The organism is Rhodopseudomonas sp. (genome assembly GCF_013377015.1).
Lineage (GTDB): Bacteria > Pseudomonadota > Alphaproteobacteria > Rhizobiales > Xanthobacteraceae > JARJEH01.
The window spans coordinates 547,484-562,318 of record NZ_JACABA010000001.1; the positions used below are offsets into that span (position 1 = coordinate 547,484).

General features: G+C 63.2%; 14 protein-coding genes and 1 tRNA gene. 5 read left to right on the forward strand and 10 right to left on the reverse strand.

Annotated elements, in window-relative coordinates; translation table 11 throughout:
• Nucleotides 1–179: 179 nt before the first annotated feature.
• Both HXX15_RS02660 and HXX15_RS02665 read left to right on the forward strand, forming a co-directional pair.
• Nucleotides 180–1,037, forward strand: coding sequence for a substrate-binding domain-containing protein (locus HXX15_RS02660; RefSeq protein ID WP_296514787.1), 858 nt, complete (start codon nucleotides 180–182; stop codon nucleotides 1,035–1,037).
• A complete protein-coding gene (locus tag HXX15_RS02665) occupies nucleotides 1,034–1,609 on the forward strand; it encodes a PQQ-dependent catabolism-associated CXXCW motif protein (RefSeq protein ID WP_296512358.1) in 576 nt (191 codons plus the stop codon). Before HXX15_RS02660 ends, HXX15_RS02665 begins: the two co-directional genes overlap by 4 nt.
• A 24-nt stretch (nucleotides 1,610–1,633) precedes the next feature.
• Here the strand turns inward: HXX15_RS02665 and HXX15_RS02670 are convergent, their stop codons facing one another.
• The 5 genes from HXX15_RS02670 to HXX15_RS02690 are packed head-to-tail and all read right to left on the reverse strand — an operon-like array spanning nucleotide 1,634 to nucleotide 6,072.
• On the reverse strand, nucleotides 1,634–2,245 hold the full coding sequence (locus HXX15_RS02670; RefSeq protein ID WP_296512361.1) for a hypothetical protein: 612 nt from the start codon (nucleotides 2,243–2,245) through the stop codon (nucleotides 1,634–1,636).
• On the reverse strand, nucleotides 2,242–3,090 hold the full coding sequence (locus HXX15_RS02675; protein ID WP_296512363.1) for an ABC transporter permease: 849 nt from the start codon (nucleotides 3,088–3,090) through the stop codon (nucleotides 2,242–2,244). The genes HXX15_RS02670 and HXX15_RS02675 overlap by 4 nt, the downstream gene beginning before the upstream one ends.
• A complete protein-coding gene (locus tag HXX15_RS02680; protein ID WP_296512365.1) occupies nucleotides 3,087–3,905 on the reverse strand; it encodes an ABC transporter ATP-binding protein in 819 nt (272 codons plus the stop codon). The genes HXX15_RS02675 and HXX15_RS02680 overlap by 4 nt, the downstream gene beginning before the upstream one ends.
• Nucleotides 3,902–4,873 carry a YVTN family beta-propeller repeat protein gene (locus HXX15_RS02685; RefSeq protein ID WP_296512367.1) on the reverse strand — a complete coding sequence of 324 codons (972 nt, stop codon included), beginning with the start codon at nucleotides 4,871–4,873 and terminating at the stop codon, nucleotides 3,902–3,904. Before HXX15_RS02685 ends, HXX15_RS02680 begins: the two co-directional genes overlap by 4 nt.
• A gap of 17 nt (nucleotides 4,874–4,890) precedes the next feature.
• A complete protein-coding gene (locus HXX15_RS02690; RefSeq protein ID WP_296512369.1) occupies nucleotides 4,891–6,072 on the reverse strand; it encodes an ABC transporter substrate-binding protein in 1,182 nt (393 codons plus the stop codon).
• Between the two features lie 134 nt (nucleotides 6,073–6,206).
• Here HXX15_RS02690 and HXX15_RS02695 point away from each other — a divergent pair, with 134 nt between their 5' ends.
• Nucleotides 6,207–6,722 carry a DUF3280 domain-containing protein gene (locus tag HXX15_RS02695; RefSeq protein ID WP_296512371.1) on the forward strand — a complete coding sequence of 172 codons (516 nt, stop codon included), beginning with the start codon at nucleotides 6,207–6,209 and terminating at the stop codon, nucleotides 6,720–6,722.
• Nucleotides 6,723–6,731: 9 nt separating this feature from the next.
• Here HXX15_RS02695 and fghA read toward each other — a convergent pair whose 3' ends face one another.
• Together fghA and HXX15_RS02705 are read right to left on the reverse strand one after the other, a co-directional pair.
• A complete protein-coding gene (fghA, locus tag HXX15_RS02700) occupies nucleotides 6,732–7,577 on the reverse strand; it encodes an S-formylglutathione hydrolase (protein ID WP_296512373.1) in 846 nt (281 codons plus the stop codon).
• A gap of 34 nt (nucleotides 7,578–7,611) precedes the next feature.
• A complete protein-coding gene (locus HXX15_RS02705) occupies nucleotides 7,612–8,232 on the reverse strand; it encodes a response regulator transcription factor (protein ID WP_296512375.1) in 621 nt (206 codons plus the stop codon).
• Nucleotides 8,233–8,438: 206 nt separating this feature from the next.
• Between HXX15_RS02705 and HXX15_RS02710 the strand changes: the two genes are divergently transcribed.
• On the forward strand, nucleotides 8,439–9,806 hold the full coding sequence (locus HXX15_RS02710) for a histidine kinase (protein ID WP_296512378.1): 1,368 nt from the start codon (nucleotides 8,439–8,441) through the stop codon (nucleotides 9,804–9,806).
• Between the two features lie 145 nt (nucleotides 9,807–9,951).
• A complete protein-coding gene (locus HXX15_RS02715; protein WP_296512380.1) occupies nucleotides 9,952–12,375 on the forward strand; it encodes a TonB-dependent receptor in 2,424 nt (807 codons plus the stop codon).
• 329 nt (nucleotides 12,376–12,704) lie between these two features.
• On the opposite strand, the gene HXX15_RS02720 is transcribed toward HXX15_RS02715, so the two are convergent.
• The 3 genes from HXX15_RS02720 to mnmA form a co-directional block, all read right to left on the reverse strand.
• Nucleotides 12,705–12,781: transfer RNA gene (locus HXX15_RS02720), tRNA-Met, on the reverse strand.
• 159 nt (nucleotides 12,782–12,940) lie between these two features.
• Nucleotides 12,941–13,579 (reverse strand): class I SAM-dependent methyltransferase, encoded by a 639-nt coding sequence (locus HXX15_RS02725; protein WP_296512381.1) that lies wholly within the window; start codon nucleotides 13,577–13,579, stop codon nucleotides 12,941–12,943.
• A 30-nt stretch (nucleotides 13,580–13,609) separates the two neighbouring features.
• Entirely contained in the window at nucleotides 13,610–14,800 is a 1,191-nt protein-coding gene (gene mnmA, locus HXX15_RS02730; protein ID WP_296514789.1) for a tRNA 2-thiouridine(34) synthase MnmA, read from the reverse strand.
• Between the last annotated feature and the right edge of the window lie 35 nt (nucleotides 14,801–14,835).

Consider the following 14,835-nt stretch of genomic DNA (forward strand, 5'->3'; position numbering starts at 1 on the left):
GTTCCATCGCAAGGATATTCCTGTTGCAGGCTGCAATCGAGCAGCATAGCATTTTGCTTGTCTACGGCCTCCGTGAACTTCGGTTCATTTCGATTGCGGATGTTTGTTAGAAATTGGCAAGGATTGGCAGGCCGGTCGTGCGAGAGCCTTTGACGATACATCCCATTCGGCATCGCTGGCTGCTGATTTTGCTTCTCGGCATTGCCACTGTGTTCGTCAGCCCGAAGTTGTCCCGGGCACAAAGCAATGATGCCACCGATCTTTCGATCGAATTGGTCGATCCCAAGGTGTTGAGAGTATGTGCGGACCCGCGCAATTTGCCGTTCTCGAACGACAAGGGCGAAGGGTTCGAGAACAAGCTCGCCGAATTCTTCGCGGCGAAGCTGCAGAAGAAGCTGGACTATATGTATTTTCCGCAGGCGACCGGCTTCGTTCGGATGACGCTTGCAGCGCATCGCTGTGACGTCATCATGGGCTTTCCGCAGGGTGACGAACTGGTCCAGGGCACCAATCCTTATTACCGAACCGCCTACGCCCTGGTCGCCAAGCAAGGCAGCGGTTTGGAGGATGTCGCGACGCTGGAAGATCAGCGGCTGAAGAACAAGCACATCGGCATCGTCGCCGGCACACCGCCCGCCACCAACATGGCGGTCAACGGCTTGATGGCGAATGCCAAGCCCTATCCGCTGATGATCGACACGCGCTTGGATTCCTCCGCAGAGGCGATGATCACGGATCTGACATCGGGGCAGATCGACGCCGGCATCCTGTGGGGACCGATGGCGGGCTTTTACGCCAAGCGGGCGAATCCGCCACTTCATGTCACGCCTTTGGTCAAGGAGACGACGGGACCGAAGCTGGCCTACCGCATCGGCATGGGGGTGCGGCCGGCAGACCAGAACTGGAAGCGCCAGCTGAACCGTCTGATCCAGGAGAACCAGCCCGCCATCAACAAAGTGCTGCTCGACTTCGGCGTTCCCTTGCTCGACGAGAACGACCAGCCGATCGGCGCGGTGGCGGCGACCAAGTCGCCATGAACTGGACGCTTGCGGGCGCCGCGCTCGCGCTCGTTGCCTTCACGGCACCGATCGCCGCGCAGGAAATCGTTTCGGAGCCTGACGAGTACCGTGGCGAAAACTATCGCGCGCCTGTCCCTGCCACCCTAAAGGGTGCTCGCGTTCTCACGACGGAGCAGGCCGAGACGATCTGGCGCGCCGGCACCGCTGTTTTCGTCGACGTGCTGCCGCGGGCGCCGAAGCCGCCAAATCTTCCTGCCGGCACGATCTGGCGCGACAAGCCGCGGCGCAACATTCCCGGCAGCGTATGGCTACCCGACACCGGCTACGGAAAGCTGTCAGCCGCGACCGAAGACTATCTGCGGCGTAGCTTGGCCGGCGCCTCCGGTGGCGACAATGCCAGGCTGCTGGTGATCTATTGCCTGACCAATTGCTGGATGTCCTGGAATGCGGCAAAGCGAGCCCTGTCGTACGGCTATCGCAATGTGGCCTGGTATCCGGACGGGACCGATGGCTGGGAGCAAGCCGATCTGCCGATGACGGAATCGCAACCGGAGCCGCGAGCGGATCAGCAGATTCAAACACCGAAGTAGTTGCGCTACCTCGCGCGGCGTTCGCTATTCGATCTCCTGCTGGATCGTGCGGCCGAGCGCGAACAGGCGTTGGTCGATGGCGGTGGGTACTTCGCAGACGAATTTGATCACCCGCCGCCGGTCCTCGAAAATTCGGGTTTCCCACACCAACTGATTGCCGAGTTCGTCGATCTTGGCTTGATCGGGCGGAGACGCACCCTGCAGCGCTTGCAGCGCCAGCGAATCGGATCGGATCTTGTCGGCGGCTTCGCGTTGTTTGCGGGTCACCCGTTCCAGGCCGTTCAGCACCGAGGAGCGCTGGGCGTTAAGCGTATCGAACAGGCCAGCGAACAGCAGCCTGCCGGCCATGGCCTTATCAGTCGCCGCATTGGCGAGAAATTCGGTGATCTGCTTCTCGGCCTGGTCGAGTGGCGTCTTGCGCGCAGCTAGGACCGGCACCAGCGCATTGATCCTGGCATCGTCTTTCCATTTGGTCCCGACCTCATCGAGCGGTGGGCCGGCCCACACCGCTGCGATCGAAATTTCCGGCACTTTTGCCTGGGCGCAGGGCCAGTCCGGATAGCGCGGATCGGCGGCGAAGCTTGATCCGCTCGACATCGTAAGCAGCAGTCCCGCGATTGCGATTTGGCGTCTCATGCGTCGCCTCCGGCCGGGCTGCGGCGGATCAGGCCGCGCGATGGATCATAGGCATAGATCGCGCCGATCATGAAGACCGCGGTGCAGCCGCCGACCACCGCCAGCGACATCCAGTTGACCTGTCCGTACAGCGCAAAGCGGATCAGTTCGACGGCATGGGTGAAGGGATTGAACTGGCAGACATAGTACAGCACCGGGCTCCCCTCCTGCACGCGCCAGAGCGGATAGAGCGCGGAGGAGGCAAAAAACATCGGAAAGATCACGAAATTCATTACCCCGGCAAAGTTTTCGAGCTGCTTGATGCCGGAGGAAATCAGCATGCCCAGCGCGCCGAGCATCAGCCCCGCCAGCATCAACGCCGGCAACACCGTCAGATAGCCGATCGGCGGCGGCGCAATATCCCAGAACCAGGCGATCAGCAGGAAGGCATAGACCTGCAGCAGCGACACCGCGGTGCCGGCGAGCAGCTTGCAGAACAGCAGATAGCCGCGCGGCAGCGGGCTCACCAGTAAGGTGCGCATATTGCCCATCTCGCGGTCATAGACCATCGACAGCGAGGACTGCATACCGTTGAACAGCTGGATCATCGCCATCAGGCCGGGCGCGATGTAGACCTCATAGAGGATGTAGGTTTCGTAGGGCGGAATGATCGAGATGCCGAGCACCTGGCGGAAGCCGGCGGCAAAGATGAACAGCCAGACCAGCGGCCGCACCAGCGCGGAGACGAAGCGCTCGCGCTGATGCAGGAAGCGCAGTGCCTCGCGCCAGACGATGCCATTCAGGCAGGTCAGGTACTGCGCGAAGGAGAAGCCGGTTCGGGCTGGCGTGACGGCGCTGATACTCATGGCGCGGGACTCCCGCCGGCCACCGCGCCGGTCAGCCGCATGAAGGCGGCGTTGATATCCTGCGCGCCGGCTTCGACGATCACGCGCGTTACCTCGCCATGCGCCAGCACCCGACCCTGGTGCAGCACCACAAGGTCGTCGCTGGGCGCGATTTCGTCGAACAGATGCGTGGCCCACAACACGCCGATCCCCTGTTCGGCGACCAGCTGCCGGACGTGGTGCAGGATGTCGGCACGGGCCTTGACGTCGAGTCCGACGGTGGCTTCGTCGAGCAACAGCAGTCTTGGGCGATGCAGCAGCGCGCGGGCGATTTCCAGCCGCCGCATCTGTCCGCCCGACAGGTCGCGCACCTTGCTGGCGGTGCGGTCCGCCAGGCCGATCCGCGCCAGCACCTCGCCGCTGCGCAATCGTGCTTCGCGGCGATCGATGCCGTGCAGAGCGGCGTGATACAGCAGGTTTTGTGTCACCGACAGATCGAGGTCGAGGGTGCGCGGCTGGAACACCACGCCGAGCAGCCGCAGCGCTTCGCCGGGGGCGGTGCCGATGTCGTGGCCGAAAATGCTGATCCGTCCGGTCTGAATGCCGAACAGTCTTGTCACCAGCGAAAACAGCGTGCTCTTGCCGGCGCCATTGAGGCCGAGCAACGCCGTGAAGCTCGCCGGTGCGACGCCGAAGCTGATATCGATCAGCGCACGTCGCGCGCCATAATTATGGCTAACGCCGGCGATTGACAGCGCAGGAAGCGCCGCGGGATCTCTCCGGGCTGTAGCGTCCGGCGCGGTCCGAACGGTGGGCGTTGCGTCAGTTGTGATCATTGCGGCGCCATCGTGATGCCCCAGGGCAGCTCGCCGACCTGGATCGTCTTGACTACTTTTTGCGCGGCGACATCGATCACCGAGACGTCGTTGGAGACGCCATTGGTCACCAGCAGATATTTTTCGTCCGGGGTAAACACCATGTGCCAGACCCGCTGTCCAACCAGGAGATATTTGCTCACCTTGTGAGTTGCGGCATCCACCACTGCGACGCGGTTGGCGGGACCAAGCGCGATGAACGCGGTCTTGCCGTCGCGGGTCATGCCGATGCCGACCGGCTGGATCGCCTCGCGGCGCAGGCCGGGAATGCTGAACGCAATTTTGTCGATCACCGCGTGGCTTGCCGGATCGATCACCGACACGGTGCCTCCGATCTCCGACGAGACCCACAATTCCGAGCCGTCGCGCTTGAATTCGGCAAAGCGCGGCCGCGCATCGACCAGCACATTGCCGACAATCTCGCGCGTCGCGGTGTCGATGAAGTGCGCCATGTTGGTGGTTTCCGAGGTGTTGATCAGGATCTTGCCATCCGGGCTCAGCGCCATGCCTTCGGGCTCGACGCCGACCTGGATGTCACCGACGCGAACCCGCTTGTCGAGATCGATCACCGTCACCGTGTTGTCGTTCTCGTTGGCGACATACAGGGTCTTGCCGGCGGCATCCTGGGTGAACAGTTCGGGGTCGGGACCGGAGGGCAGCGAGTCCACTACCTGCTGGATCGCAGTGTCGATCACCTCGATCTTGTCGTCATCGCCGACCGCGACCATCACGAACTTGCCGTTTCGCGTGAATTCGATGCCGCGCGGCCGCTGGCCGACCTTGATCGTCTTGGTGACGCTCCAGCTGTCGGTATCGATCACCGACACGGTGTTGCCCTTCTCATTCGAGACATAGGCGATGAAGGCGGCGGCGGGCGTCGCGGCGGCGAGCCACGCGGCCAGAATGGACAGCAGACAACGACGCCACATGTGCGATCCATCCTTGGTCATTGCAGCTTGCACTTGGTTTCAGGGTGATCGACGCCCAGCGTGTCGAGTTCCGAGACTTGATGCAGAAAGCCTTCCTGCGGCGACACTGAGACCACCATGCGGCCATCGACCAGCAGGATCGGCTGACGCAGCTGCAGGTTCCAATCCCGCAGCGTCAATCGCTGACCCTTGAAGGCGGCGATCGAAAAGTCCGGTCCCTTGATGAAGTCGAAGGCCAATTTGGCATCGCCGGAATGAACGCGGGTGGCGGCTTCTCCGATCATTCGCGCGGCTGTCCATGCCTGCATGTCCAGCGCGGTCATGCGTCGGGAATTCAGCTTGATGAAGCGGTTCTGCATCTGGATTGCGCCCCATTGATCCTGCGCCGCGTCCCAGCTGGTCGGCACCAGACCGGCCGAGCCGGCGACGGGCCGGGCATCCCAGGTCCGGTACGGCAGATAGGACGCGAACACCTCGCTTTCGTCCGCCGCGACCAGCACATCGTAGGCCGGCGCAGCTTGCGTAAACACCGGCATCTGCCGCTGGATCAAGGTGACGCCGCTGTCGGTACGACGGGCGCCGCCGGTATCTTCGAACACCCGCTCCTGAACGATCTTCGCGCCGAAGCGTGCAGCGGCACGACGCAGCGCAGCCGCGTAGGCCTTGTCGGCCTCGTGCGAACCGACCACCAGGAGCCAGCGCTTCCACTGCTTCCACACCAGATACTGGGCCAGCGCATCCGCCAGCATCGAGCGGGTCGGCGCGACGTGGATCAGATTGGCGCGGCATTGTTCCTCACGCAGCAGGTCGTCGGTCGATCCGGCGTTGAACAGCACGGTTCCGCGCTCGCGCAGCGCGTCGGCGGCCTTCAGCAGGGCGCCCGTGGGAAGATCGGCAATGATGAATCCGTTGCGGCTGGCCAGCGCCGTCGCTGCCTCGGCGGCATCGTCGCCGTCGCCGAGCCGAACTTCTTCCAGGCTGAAATGCTGATTCAGGAACTTGCCGGTGGTGTTGTTATCCTCGATCGCGAGTCGTGCGCCAGCGATGCCGTCGTTGCCGGCCGGCTGTTCAACCAGCGACAGTTTCGATGCGACGCCGGAGCGGCCGAGATAACCGATGCCGATCTCGACCGGGTCAGCCGCAAGCGCGTGCGGGGCCACGACGCAGAGGCCGATCGCACCGACCAACCATCGGATCATTGTTCCTCCCTGAATTCCTGCTCGACTGAACGGACAACGGAGAGCCGCTTGGCCTGCAAGGATTGTTGACTTGAAACATGACCGAATTGTCCTAGCTTGCAACCCTCATTTTGCGTCGCATTGGGATCACTCCGATGAGAGCACTTTTGATATTCTTCGCACTGATGTTGGTCGTTGCAGTGCCGGCGCATGCCGATCAGCCCAAACTAGCGGTTTTCGACTTCGAAATGATGGATACCAGCCTGCAGGGCGAGGTCGATGGCGTACGGCGTGACGAGCAAGACCGGTTGCTGCGCGTCAGCGATCAGCTGCGCCGGGAGTTGACGCAATCCGGGAGGTTCGATCTGCTCGATATCTCCCCGATCAATGCTGCGGCGCACGGCAGCCATCTGCAGGCTTGCGGCGGCTGCGACGTGCAGTATGCACAGCGGATCGGTGCCGATCTCTCCATCACCGGCGTGGTGCAGAAGGTTTCCAACCTCATTCTCAGTGTCACGATCTATTTGCGGAACGCCCGTACCGGACGCCTCATCACGTCGGCGAGTGCCGACATGCGCGGCAATACCGACGAATCCTGGTCGCGCGCGATCAGTTACCTGGTTCGCAACCGGCTGCTTGCGCCGAATTACGGCGTGCCCCAACCGCAATAACGGCGCAGGTCATGCCGCCAGACGTTTGGCGTGCCAGCGCAGGTGATCGGCCATGAAGGTGGAGATGAAGTAATAGCTGTGGTCGTAACCGGGCTGGCGGCGCAGCAGCAGTGAAATGCCTGCCTTCTCGCAGGCACTCTGCAGCAGTTCCGGTCGGAGTTGTTCGGCCAGAAACGGGTCGGCATCGCCGTAGTCTACCAGCAAATCGGGGAGCCTCGCGCCGTCCTCGATCAGCGCAACCGAATCGTGCCGGCGCCACGCTTCCTTGTCGGTACCGAGATAGCCGCGCAATGCCTTGATGCCCCACGGCACTTGCGAGGGGGCAACGATCGGCGAAAAGGCGCTGGCGGCGCGGTAGCGATCGGGATGACACAGCGCAACAGTGAGCGCGCCGTGGCCGCCCATCGAGTGACCGAGGATCGACTGCCGGGCCGGATCGACCGGGAAATTGCCAGCAATTAGCTGCGGCAATTCCTCCGTGACATAGCTCCACATCCGGTAATTCACCGCAAATTGCGCTTCCGTCGCATCGACATAGAAGCCGGCGCCAAGACCGAAATCATAGGCGTTCGCCGGGTCGCCAGGCACCTGATCGCCGCGCGGGCTGGTGTCTGGTGCGACCAGGATTAATCCAAGCTCGGCGCATGTGGCGCGGAATTCACCCTTTTCGGTGACGTTGGCGTGAGTGCATGTCAGTCCGGAGAGATACCACACCACCGGCAGCTTCGCTCCCTCCCGGTGCGGCGGCACAAAGACCGAAAAGGTCATGTCGGTCTTGGTCTCGCGACTGGCGTGTTTGTAGACGCCCTGAGCGCCGCCATGCGAGCGATTGAGAGAAATGGTCTGCAGCGTCATGATTTTCGTACTCCGGCGCGCGATGGGCGCGATCTCAGGCGACGCCGCTCGCTATCGCCAGCCGCACCAGTTCGGCGGAGGTCCGTACGCCGAGCTTCTGGCGCATCAGCGACGACGTATTGGCGACCGTCTTGTAGGACGAATGAACCAGCCAGGCGATCTCGGCGAGACTTTTACCCGTACTGAGCAGGCGCAATATTTCCATCTCGCGCGACGACAGCCTCGACAGCGGACTCTGGGCGAACCCCGGTCCCGCGAACGCAATGCCCCGCGCGATCGCCGCCGGCAGGTAAACCCCGCCATTGCCGACTTCGCGGATCGCTTCGACCAGGTCGCAGGGATCGCCGGTTTTCGACACATAACCCCTGGCGCCGACCTCGATGGCACGTGCCGCGAAGGCCGGATCGTCGTTCATGCTGAACATGATGATGCGGGCCGAGGCAACGTGCGCCAGCATCCGCCGTGCCAGTTCGAAGCCGGACACCGTCGGCAGGTTGATATCGAGAACGCAGACATCCGGCTGCTCGGCCAGAAAGACACGCTCGCCGCTTTCGGCGTCGGCGGCCTCCAGCAGCTGGATCTCGGGTTGGTCTGCAAACAGCGCACGGCAGCCCGAAGCGACAATGGGATGGTCGTCAACGATCAGTACGCGCATTGGCATAGGCCCCGAATACCGCGCCAGTCGTCATGCTGCATTGCATCACAGTTAGCAGCAGGCTCAGTTAGCGTCGCGACGTCCGCCTCGACCGCTCATGCATCGCGAGCGAGACTGCTGTACGCTGCATTTAGATAGCCGCCTCGTTTTTCTGTCAACGTCGCTGTTGGCAAGGAACTGCGGGAGCTCGCTGGCGGACAAACTCGATGTGGCAGAAACTTTCGCTTCGCGCCCGGATCAACCTGCTTCTGGCGTTGGTGCTCACGCTCGGTCTGGGCGTCAATATTGCGCGGCTGGTGCTGGACGCGGCACCTCGTGTTCAGGCAGAAGACCAGAGCGTCATTCGGCTGGCGCGCGAATTCGTCGCGACGCTGGTCGTTGGTCTTGACGAAGCTCCGGACCCGGAGGCCCGGCTCGGTCAGATTGTCCAGGACCTCAGTCGGCTGCGTCACGTCAGCGTCCGCTGGCAGAAGGATGCGGTCGAGGCTAACCGCGCGATGCAGGATCGGCTCGTCGATGACGGCGAGCGTGCCGTGCCGGCGTGGTTCGTGGCGCTCGTTCACCCGGAAACGACCGCCGTGACCGTCCCGATCTCGATCAAGGGCAAGCCCGGTTCGCTGCTGATCACCTCCCATCCGAACGACGAGATGGCCGAGATCTGGGACGGCATCGTTACCCAGCTCGAGGTCGGGTCGGCGATTGCGATCGTTCTTTTCCTCATCACGACCACGGTCGTTGGTCGGGCGCTTGCACCGATCGAGAAACTGTCCGAGGCGATGAGCAGCATCGAATCCGGCGACTATGCCACGCGGGTGCGGCCGGACGGTCCGCCCGAGCTGGCCGCAATTTGCGACAAACTGAATCAGCTTGCGGCAGCGCTCGGAGCGGCGGTCGACGACAAACGGCGGCTGGCCGAGCGTGTCGTCTCGCTGCAGGATGTCGAACGCCAGGAGATCGCCCGCGAGCTGCACGACGAATTTGGCCCCTATCTGTTTGCGCTGCGCGCCCATGCAAGTTCGCTGATGCGGATTGCGGATGCCGGCGGGCCGAACGGGGAGGCGGCGCGAAAACACGGCAGCGCGATCCTCGAGCAGGTCAACGCCTTGCAGCAATCCAATCGGCGGGTACTCGAAAAGCTGCGTCCGGTCGGGCTGACGGAGCTTGGGCTCCGGGAAGCGCTTGGCTCGCTGTTTCGGCTGTGGGGTGAATCTCACCCCGGCGTCCGCATCGAAACGACGATTTCGCCGGCGCTCGGCGAGACCGGCGAGACCGCCGATCTGACCATCTACCGCACCATTCAGGAAGCGCTGACCAATGTGTTTCGCCACGCCGGCGCCACGTCCGTCAGCGTCGCCATTGCGCCGACCGAGTTGATGTCGGGGACTGCCGGCCGCGGCGCGGCGCTGGTCCGGGTGCGGGACAACGGCATCGGCTTGCGGCCGGACCACAGGCTCGGCCTCGGCTTGACCGGGATGCGCGAGCGCATCCTGGCGCTGGGCGGCACGCTCACGGTCGCCTCCGGCACCGACGGCGTGACGGTGGAAGCGGTGGTCCCCAACGACGCGCGCGATTGATCCGGGAGGTTTTCCCGATTCTTTCGGGAATGATTCCGCCGTCCAACCCGGACGTTTTGAAGATGCGCAACCTGACCGACGCACTAGGATCATCTGCACCTAACCGGCGCACGCCAACGCAGCCGGAACGGACGGGATGAGACCAATGGGCGCGCGAGTTCTGTTGATCGGAATAGTTTCGATCTGTCTATTGTCCGGGGGTGATCATGCGCAGGCCCAGAGCGCCACCGATGCCTCCGAGGCCTTGCCGGCGATCGAGGTGACCGCTCCGACGACCGGCGCCAAGCCTGCCCGCAACAGGACTGCGTCTCGGGCGGGGCGAAACCTGCGACGGGTCTTCGTCTACCCGACCGGCCCCACTCCGACGCCGGGGTCGGGCATTGACGTCGACAAGGTGCCATCGAGCATCAATGCGGTCGGCGCCGCTCAAATCCAGCGGACCGGCTCGCTCAACATCGCGGATGCCCTGCAACAACAGGTGCCCGGCATCGTGATCAGCGAGGTGACCGGCAATCCATTTCAGCCGGACATCCAGTTCCGCGGCTTCGTCGCGTCCCCGGTCGCCGGCACCCCGCAGGGGCTAGCGGTTTACCAGAACGGGGTCCGCGTCAACGAGGCGTTCGGCGACACCGTCAACTGGGACCTGATCCCGACGGCTGCGATCAGATCCGTGACGGTGGTGACCAACAATCCCGCCTTCGGACTCAACGCATTGGGCGGTGCCGTCAATGTGCAGATGAAGGATGGTTTCAATTACCGCGGCGCCGAAATCGACACCATGGGCGGCTCGTTCGGGCGGATCCAGAGTTCGGCGCAATGGGGCAAGCAGGTCGATAATTTCGCGGTCTACGGCGCGCTCGAAGGCTTGCACGACGGCGGCTTCCGCAATTTCTCGGCGTCGGATGTTCGACGCTTTTACGGTGACGTCGGCTACAGGAACGACAACAGCGAATTTCACCTCAACATGGGTGTCGCCGACAACAAGTTCGGCGCTGCGGCCACGGTGCCGGCCGAATTGCTGCAGCAATATTATGGCGCGACCTACACCACGCCGCAGACCACGGCCAACCGGGTTGGCTATCTCAATCTGACCGGGAAGGTCGAGGCGACGCCGAATTGGACGATCGAAGGCTCGGCGCATGCAAGGATGTTCGACCAGAAGGCAGTGGATGGCAATCCGACCGAAACCCGGCCATGTGCCGCCGATCCGACCCAGCTTTGCTTCAACAACGACGCCACGCCGGCCAATGGGCTCGACGGAGCCCAACTCGCAAACCCGTTCGATCCCAATGCGGTGCTGGGGCAGATCGACCGCACGACTACCCGCTCGACGACCACCGGCGCTTCGCTGCAGGCCACCAACACCGACCAGTTGTTCGGGCACAACAATCATTTCATGGTCGGCGCCAGCGTCGACTCCAGCGTGACCCGTTTCTCGGCCAGCGCGGAACTGGGCACCATTGGCACGAACTATGTCGTCGGCGGCAATGGGATATTCCTCGGGCAATCCGGCGATCCGGTGTCGATCGGCCCGGTTTCGCTCCGGACCACCAATCAATACACCGGGGTCTACGCGCTCGATACGTTCGACGTCACGAATGCGTTCTCGATCACCGGCGGCGGACGGTTCAATCATGCCCGGATCGTACTTGAGGATCAGATAGGTACCGCCCTCAACGGCAACCAGACCTTTGACCGCTTCAATCCGATCATCGGCGGCACCTACAAGATCAGCTCGGGTCTGACCGCCTATGCCGGCTATTCAGAAGCCAATCGGGCGCCGACCCCTCTTGAGCTGGGATGCGCCGATCCGGCCAATCCCTGTATCATCGCCGCATTCCTGGTCTCCGACCCACCGCTGAAACAGGTCGTGTCGCGCACCCTGGAGGCCGGCTTGCGCGGCAGCAGGGAGCTGGAGATCGGCACGCTCAGCTGGAAGCTCGGCGCATTCCGCACCAAGAACACCGATGACATCCTGGCGATTCCGAGTCCGGCGTTGCAGGGATTTGGCTATTTCCAGAACGTCGGATCGACCCGCCGCCAGGGCATCGAAGCCCAGGTCAATCTGACTTCGAAGGAGCTGCAATTTTACGCCAGTTACGCTCTCGTCGATGCGCGGTTCCTCGATGCCCCGCAGGTCGGCTCCAACAGCCCATTTGCCGACGCCAACGGCAACGTCCAGATTCTGCCCGGCAATCAAATCCCGGCGATCCCGCGCCATCGCGTCAAGCTGGGCATCGACTATTCGATCACCGACGCGCTCAAGATCGGAGGCGATGCGTTGTTCGTCGGCAGTCAATATCTTGTCGGAGACGAATCCAATCAGGCGCAGCTGCTGCCGTCCTACACGGTCTTCAATGCCCATGCGTCGTATAAGATCGACAAGACGTTCCAGATCTACGCGCGGGCGGACAATCTCCTCGATAGCCGCTATGCGACCTATGGCAGATTTTTCGATATCGGAGCGCTGCCGAATTTCGCCAACGGCGGAGCTGCGTTCACGGACGCGCGTTCTCTCAGTCCGGCGCGACCGCGCGCTTTCTACGCCGGCTTGAAGGTGGCATTCTAATATTCTGTGGATACTGATCGAAATGTGCCCCCCAACGGCGTGCGGTTGACCGTTTTAAACTCTTGAGTCCATTCGAACGGGACTCTTTGACCCCGGCGCCGATTTAGGACGAGACCCCGCGCCGAACCAGAGCCGCCGACGCTCTCTCAGAGTTCACTCCCATCGAATGCGAACCTCTTTGCTCACGCCTGATACGGCTCGAACTAACGGGAATCTGCTCTAGGAAGTCGTCGTCACGAAACGGAAAAAGTTTTACGGCCGGTTCTACGAAGCCTGTGAACGGCCCAACCTATGCGTCTGAAATGTGTGCTAAGTATTTGATTTTGCTATGGTAGCGGGAGAGGGACTCGAACCCCCGACCCCAGGATTATGATTCCCGTGCTCTAACCAGCTGAGCTACCCCGCCACGGCATTCGCAATCGAAGCCAAAGCTTCTTCAAACCGGCTCCTTGCGAACGCGCGGCATATAAGAAGTCACCCGAGGGCATGTCAAGCAAACCGGCCGGCAAAGCGCAGCAAACGGCGACGAATGACGCAGCCAACGTGGCGCGGTTTCCGTGCGCGATCAGGTTTTGCGATAGCGGATCAGGGAAAAATGCCCCATCGGCGGCATCGGCCGGCGCTCCTCCAGCGTCACGCCGCCATGCCGCGCCGCCCAATTGACCAGCCGCGCCCAAGGGAACTCCGGGCGCCATCCCAGCCTGCGCGCCAGCGGCGCGAAAGCCAGTTCGAACAGCCGCCGCGGGCCGCTCTCGGCGCCGATGTGATTGACCAGAATCAGTTCGCCGCCCGGCTTCAGCACCCGGATGAAATCATCCAGCGTGGCTTCCGGGTCCGGCACCGCGGTGATGACATATTGCGCCACCACGGCGTCGAAAAACGCTTCCGGGAACGCCAGATTCTTGGCGTCCATCACCGCCAGCGTCTCGACATTTGTCAGCTTCAGCGTGCGCACGCGCTCGTGCGCCTTGCGCAGCATCGGCTCGGAAATATCGACCCCGCACAGCCGCGTCGACGGCGAATAGTCCGACAACGACAGCCCGGTACCGACACCGACGTCGAGCACGCGGCCGCCGATCGCGTCGGCCACCGCGATGGTCGATTGCCGGCCGCTGTGAAACACCTTGCCGAACACCAGATCGTAGATCGGCGCCCAGCGCGCATACGCCTTCGCGACGCCGGCGCGATCGATATCATTCCCCATAGCCTGCCCCGGTAATTCCTGTCCGCGTCGTCACGCGACCAGCGGGCGCGAGCCGACGGCGTCGCTCGCCGGAGAGTCGCCGCTGCTGCGTGGCATCGCGCGCTTGATGAAACCGCCGCCGAGCACGCGCGCCTGCCCCAGCGGCGCGTCGTAGAACACGCAAGCCTGGCCGGGGGAGACACCCTCCTCGCTGGCGATCAATTCGACCTCGTAGCCGCCATTCACCGCCCGTAACCAAGCCGGCTGCGGCGCGCGGGTCGAGCGCACCCGCACGAACATTTCCAGTCCATCGCCGACCGCGTGGTCGAGCGCGCCGTCGCCGATCCAGTTCACGTCGCGCAAGATGATGCGATCCATCCGCAACGCCTCGCGCGGGCCGACCACGACGCGCCGGCTGGCGGCATCGAGCCGCACCACATAAAGCGGCGCACGCGACGCGATGCCCAATCCGCGGCGCTGCCCGACCGTGAAATGCACGATGCCGGGATGGATTCCGAGCGCGCGGCCATTGAGGTCGACGATCTCGCCGGGCTCCATCGCGTTCGGCTTCAACCGTTCGACGATATCAGTGTAGCGTCCGGTTGGCACAAAACAGATGTCCTGGCTGTCGTGCTTGTCGGCGACCGACAGGCCGAAGCCGCGCGCCAGTTCCCTGGTCTGCGGCTTGGTCATGTCGCCGAGCGGGAAGCGCAGGAAGTCGAGTTGATCGCGCGTGGTGGCGAACAGGAAGTAGCTCTGGTCGCGGTCGCGATCGGCGGCGCAGACCAGCGCGCGCGAACCGTCGGCGAGCCGGCGCGACGAGACATAATGGCCGGTGGCGAGCGCGGAGGCGCCGAGTTCACGCGCGGTCGCCAGCAGATCGCGGAACTTGATCGACCGGTTGCACTCGATGCACGGCACCGGGGTTTCGCCCGAGGCGTAGCTGTCGGCGAAACTGTCGATCACGGATTCCCGAAACCGGCTTTCGTAGTCGAGCACGTAATGCGGAATCCCGATCCGCTCGGCGACCGCGCGGGCGTCGTGGATGTCCTGCCCGGCGCAGCACGAGCCCTTGCGATGGGTGGCGGCGCCGTGATCGTAGAGCTGCAGCGTGATGCCGACGACGTCGTAGCCCTGGGACTTCAGCAGCGCCGCCGTCGCCGAGGAATCCACGCCGCCCGACATCGCGACGACTACGCGCGTGTCCTGCGGACGACCTTCGAGATCCAGGCTGTTGAGCATTGCTGTGGTCATTCGATGCGATCGCGGCATCGACC

What these genes read in the sequence shown, in the direction of transcription:
- HXX15_RS02670 (WP_296512361.1), bottom strand. Translation starts at nt 2,245, where the DNA reads ATGAGACGCCAAATCGCAATCGCGGGACTGCTGCTTACGATGTCGAGC.
- HXX15_RS02725 (WP_296512381.1), bottom strand. Translation starts at nt 13,579, where the DNA reads ATGGGGAATGATATCGATCGCGCCGGCGTCGCGAAGGCGTATGCGCGC.
- HXX15_RS02705 (WP_296512375.1), bottom strand. Translation starts at nt 8,232, where the DNA reads ATGCGCGTACTGATCGTTGACGACCATCCCATTGTCGCTTCGGGCTGC.
- HXX15_RS02675 (WP_296512363.1), bottom strand. Translation starts at nt 3,090, where the DNA reads ATGAGTATCAGCGCCGTCACGCCAGCCCGAACCGGCTTCTCCTTCGCG.
- HXX15_RS02685 (WP_296512367.1), bottom strand. Translation starts at nt 4,873, where the DNA reads ATGTGGCGTCGTTGTCTGCTGTCCATTCTGGCCGCGTGGCTCGCCGCC.
- HXX15_RS02680 (WP_296512365.1), bottom strand. Translation starts at nt 3,905, where the DNA reads ATGATCACAACTGACGCAACGCCCACCGTTCGGACCGCGCCGGACGCT.
- fghA (WP_296512373.1), bottom strand. Translation starts at nt 7,577, where the DNA reads ATGACGCTGCAGACCATTTCTCTCAATCGCTCGCATGGCGGCGCTCAG.
- HXX15_RS02715 (WP_296512380.1), top strand. Translation starts at nt 9,952, where the DNA reads ATGGGCGCGCGAGTTCTGTTGATCGGAATAGTTTCGATCTGTCTATTG.
- HXX15_RS02695 (WP_296512371.1), top strand. Translation starts at nt 6,207, where the DNA reads ATGAGAGCACTTTTGATATTCTTCGCACTGATGTTGGTCGTTGCAGTG.
- mnmA (WP_296514789.1), bottom strand. Translation starts at nt 14,800, where the DNA reads ATGCTCAACAGCCTGGATCTCGAAGGTCGTCCGCAGGACACGCGCGTA.
- HXX15_RS02710 (WP_296512378.1), top strand. Translation starts at nt 8,439, where the DNA reads ATGTGGCAGAAACTTTCGCTTCGCGCCCGGATCAACCTGCTTCTGGCG.
- HXX15_RS02665 (WP_296512358.1), top strand. Translation starts at nt 1,034, where the DNA reads ATGAACTGGACGCTTGCGGGCGCCGCGCTCGCGCTCGTTGCCTTCACG.
- HXX15_RS02690 (WP_296512369.1), bottom strand. Translation starts at nt 6,072, where the DNA reads ATGATCCGATGGTTGGTCGGTGCGATCGGCCTCTGCGTCGTGGCCCCG.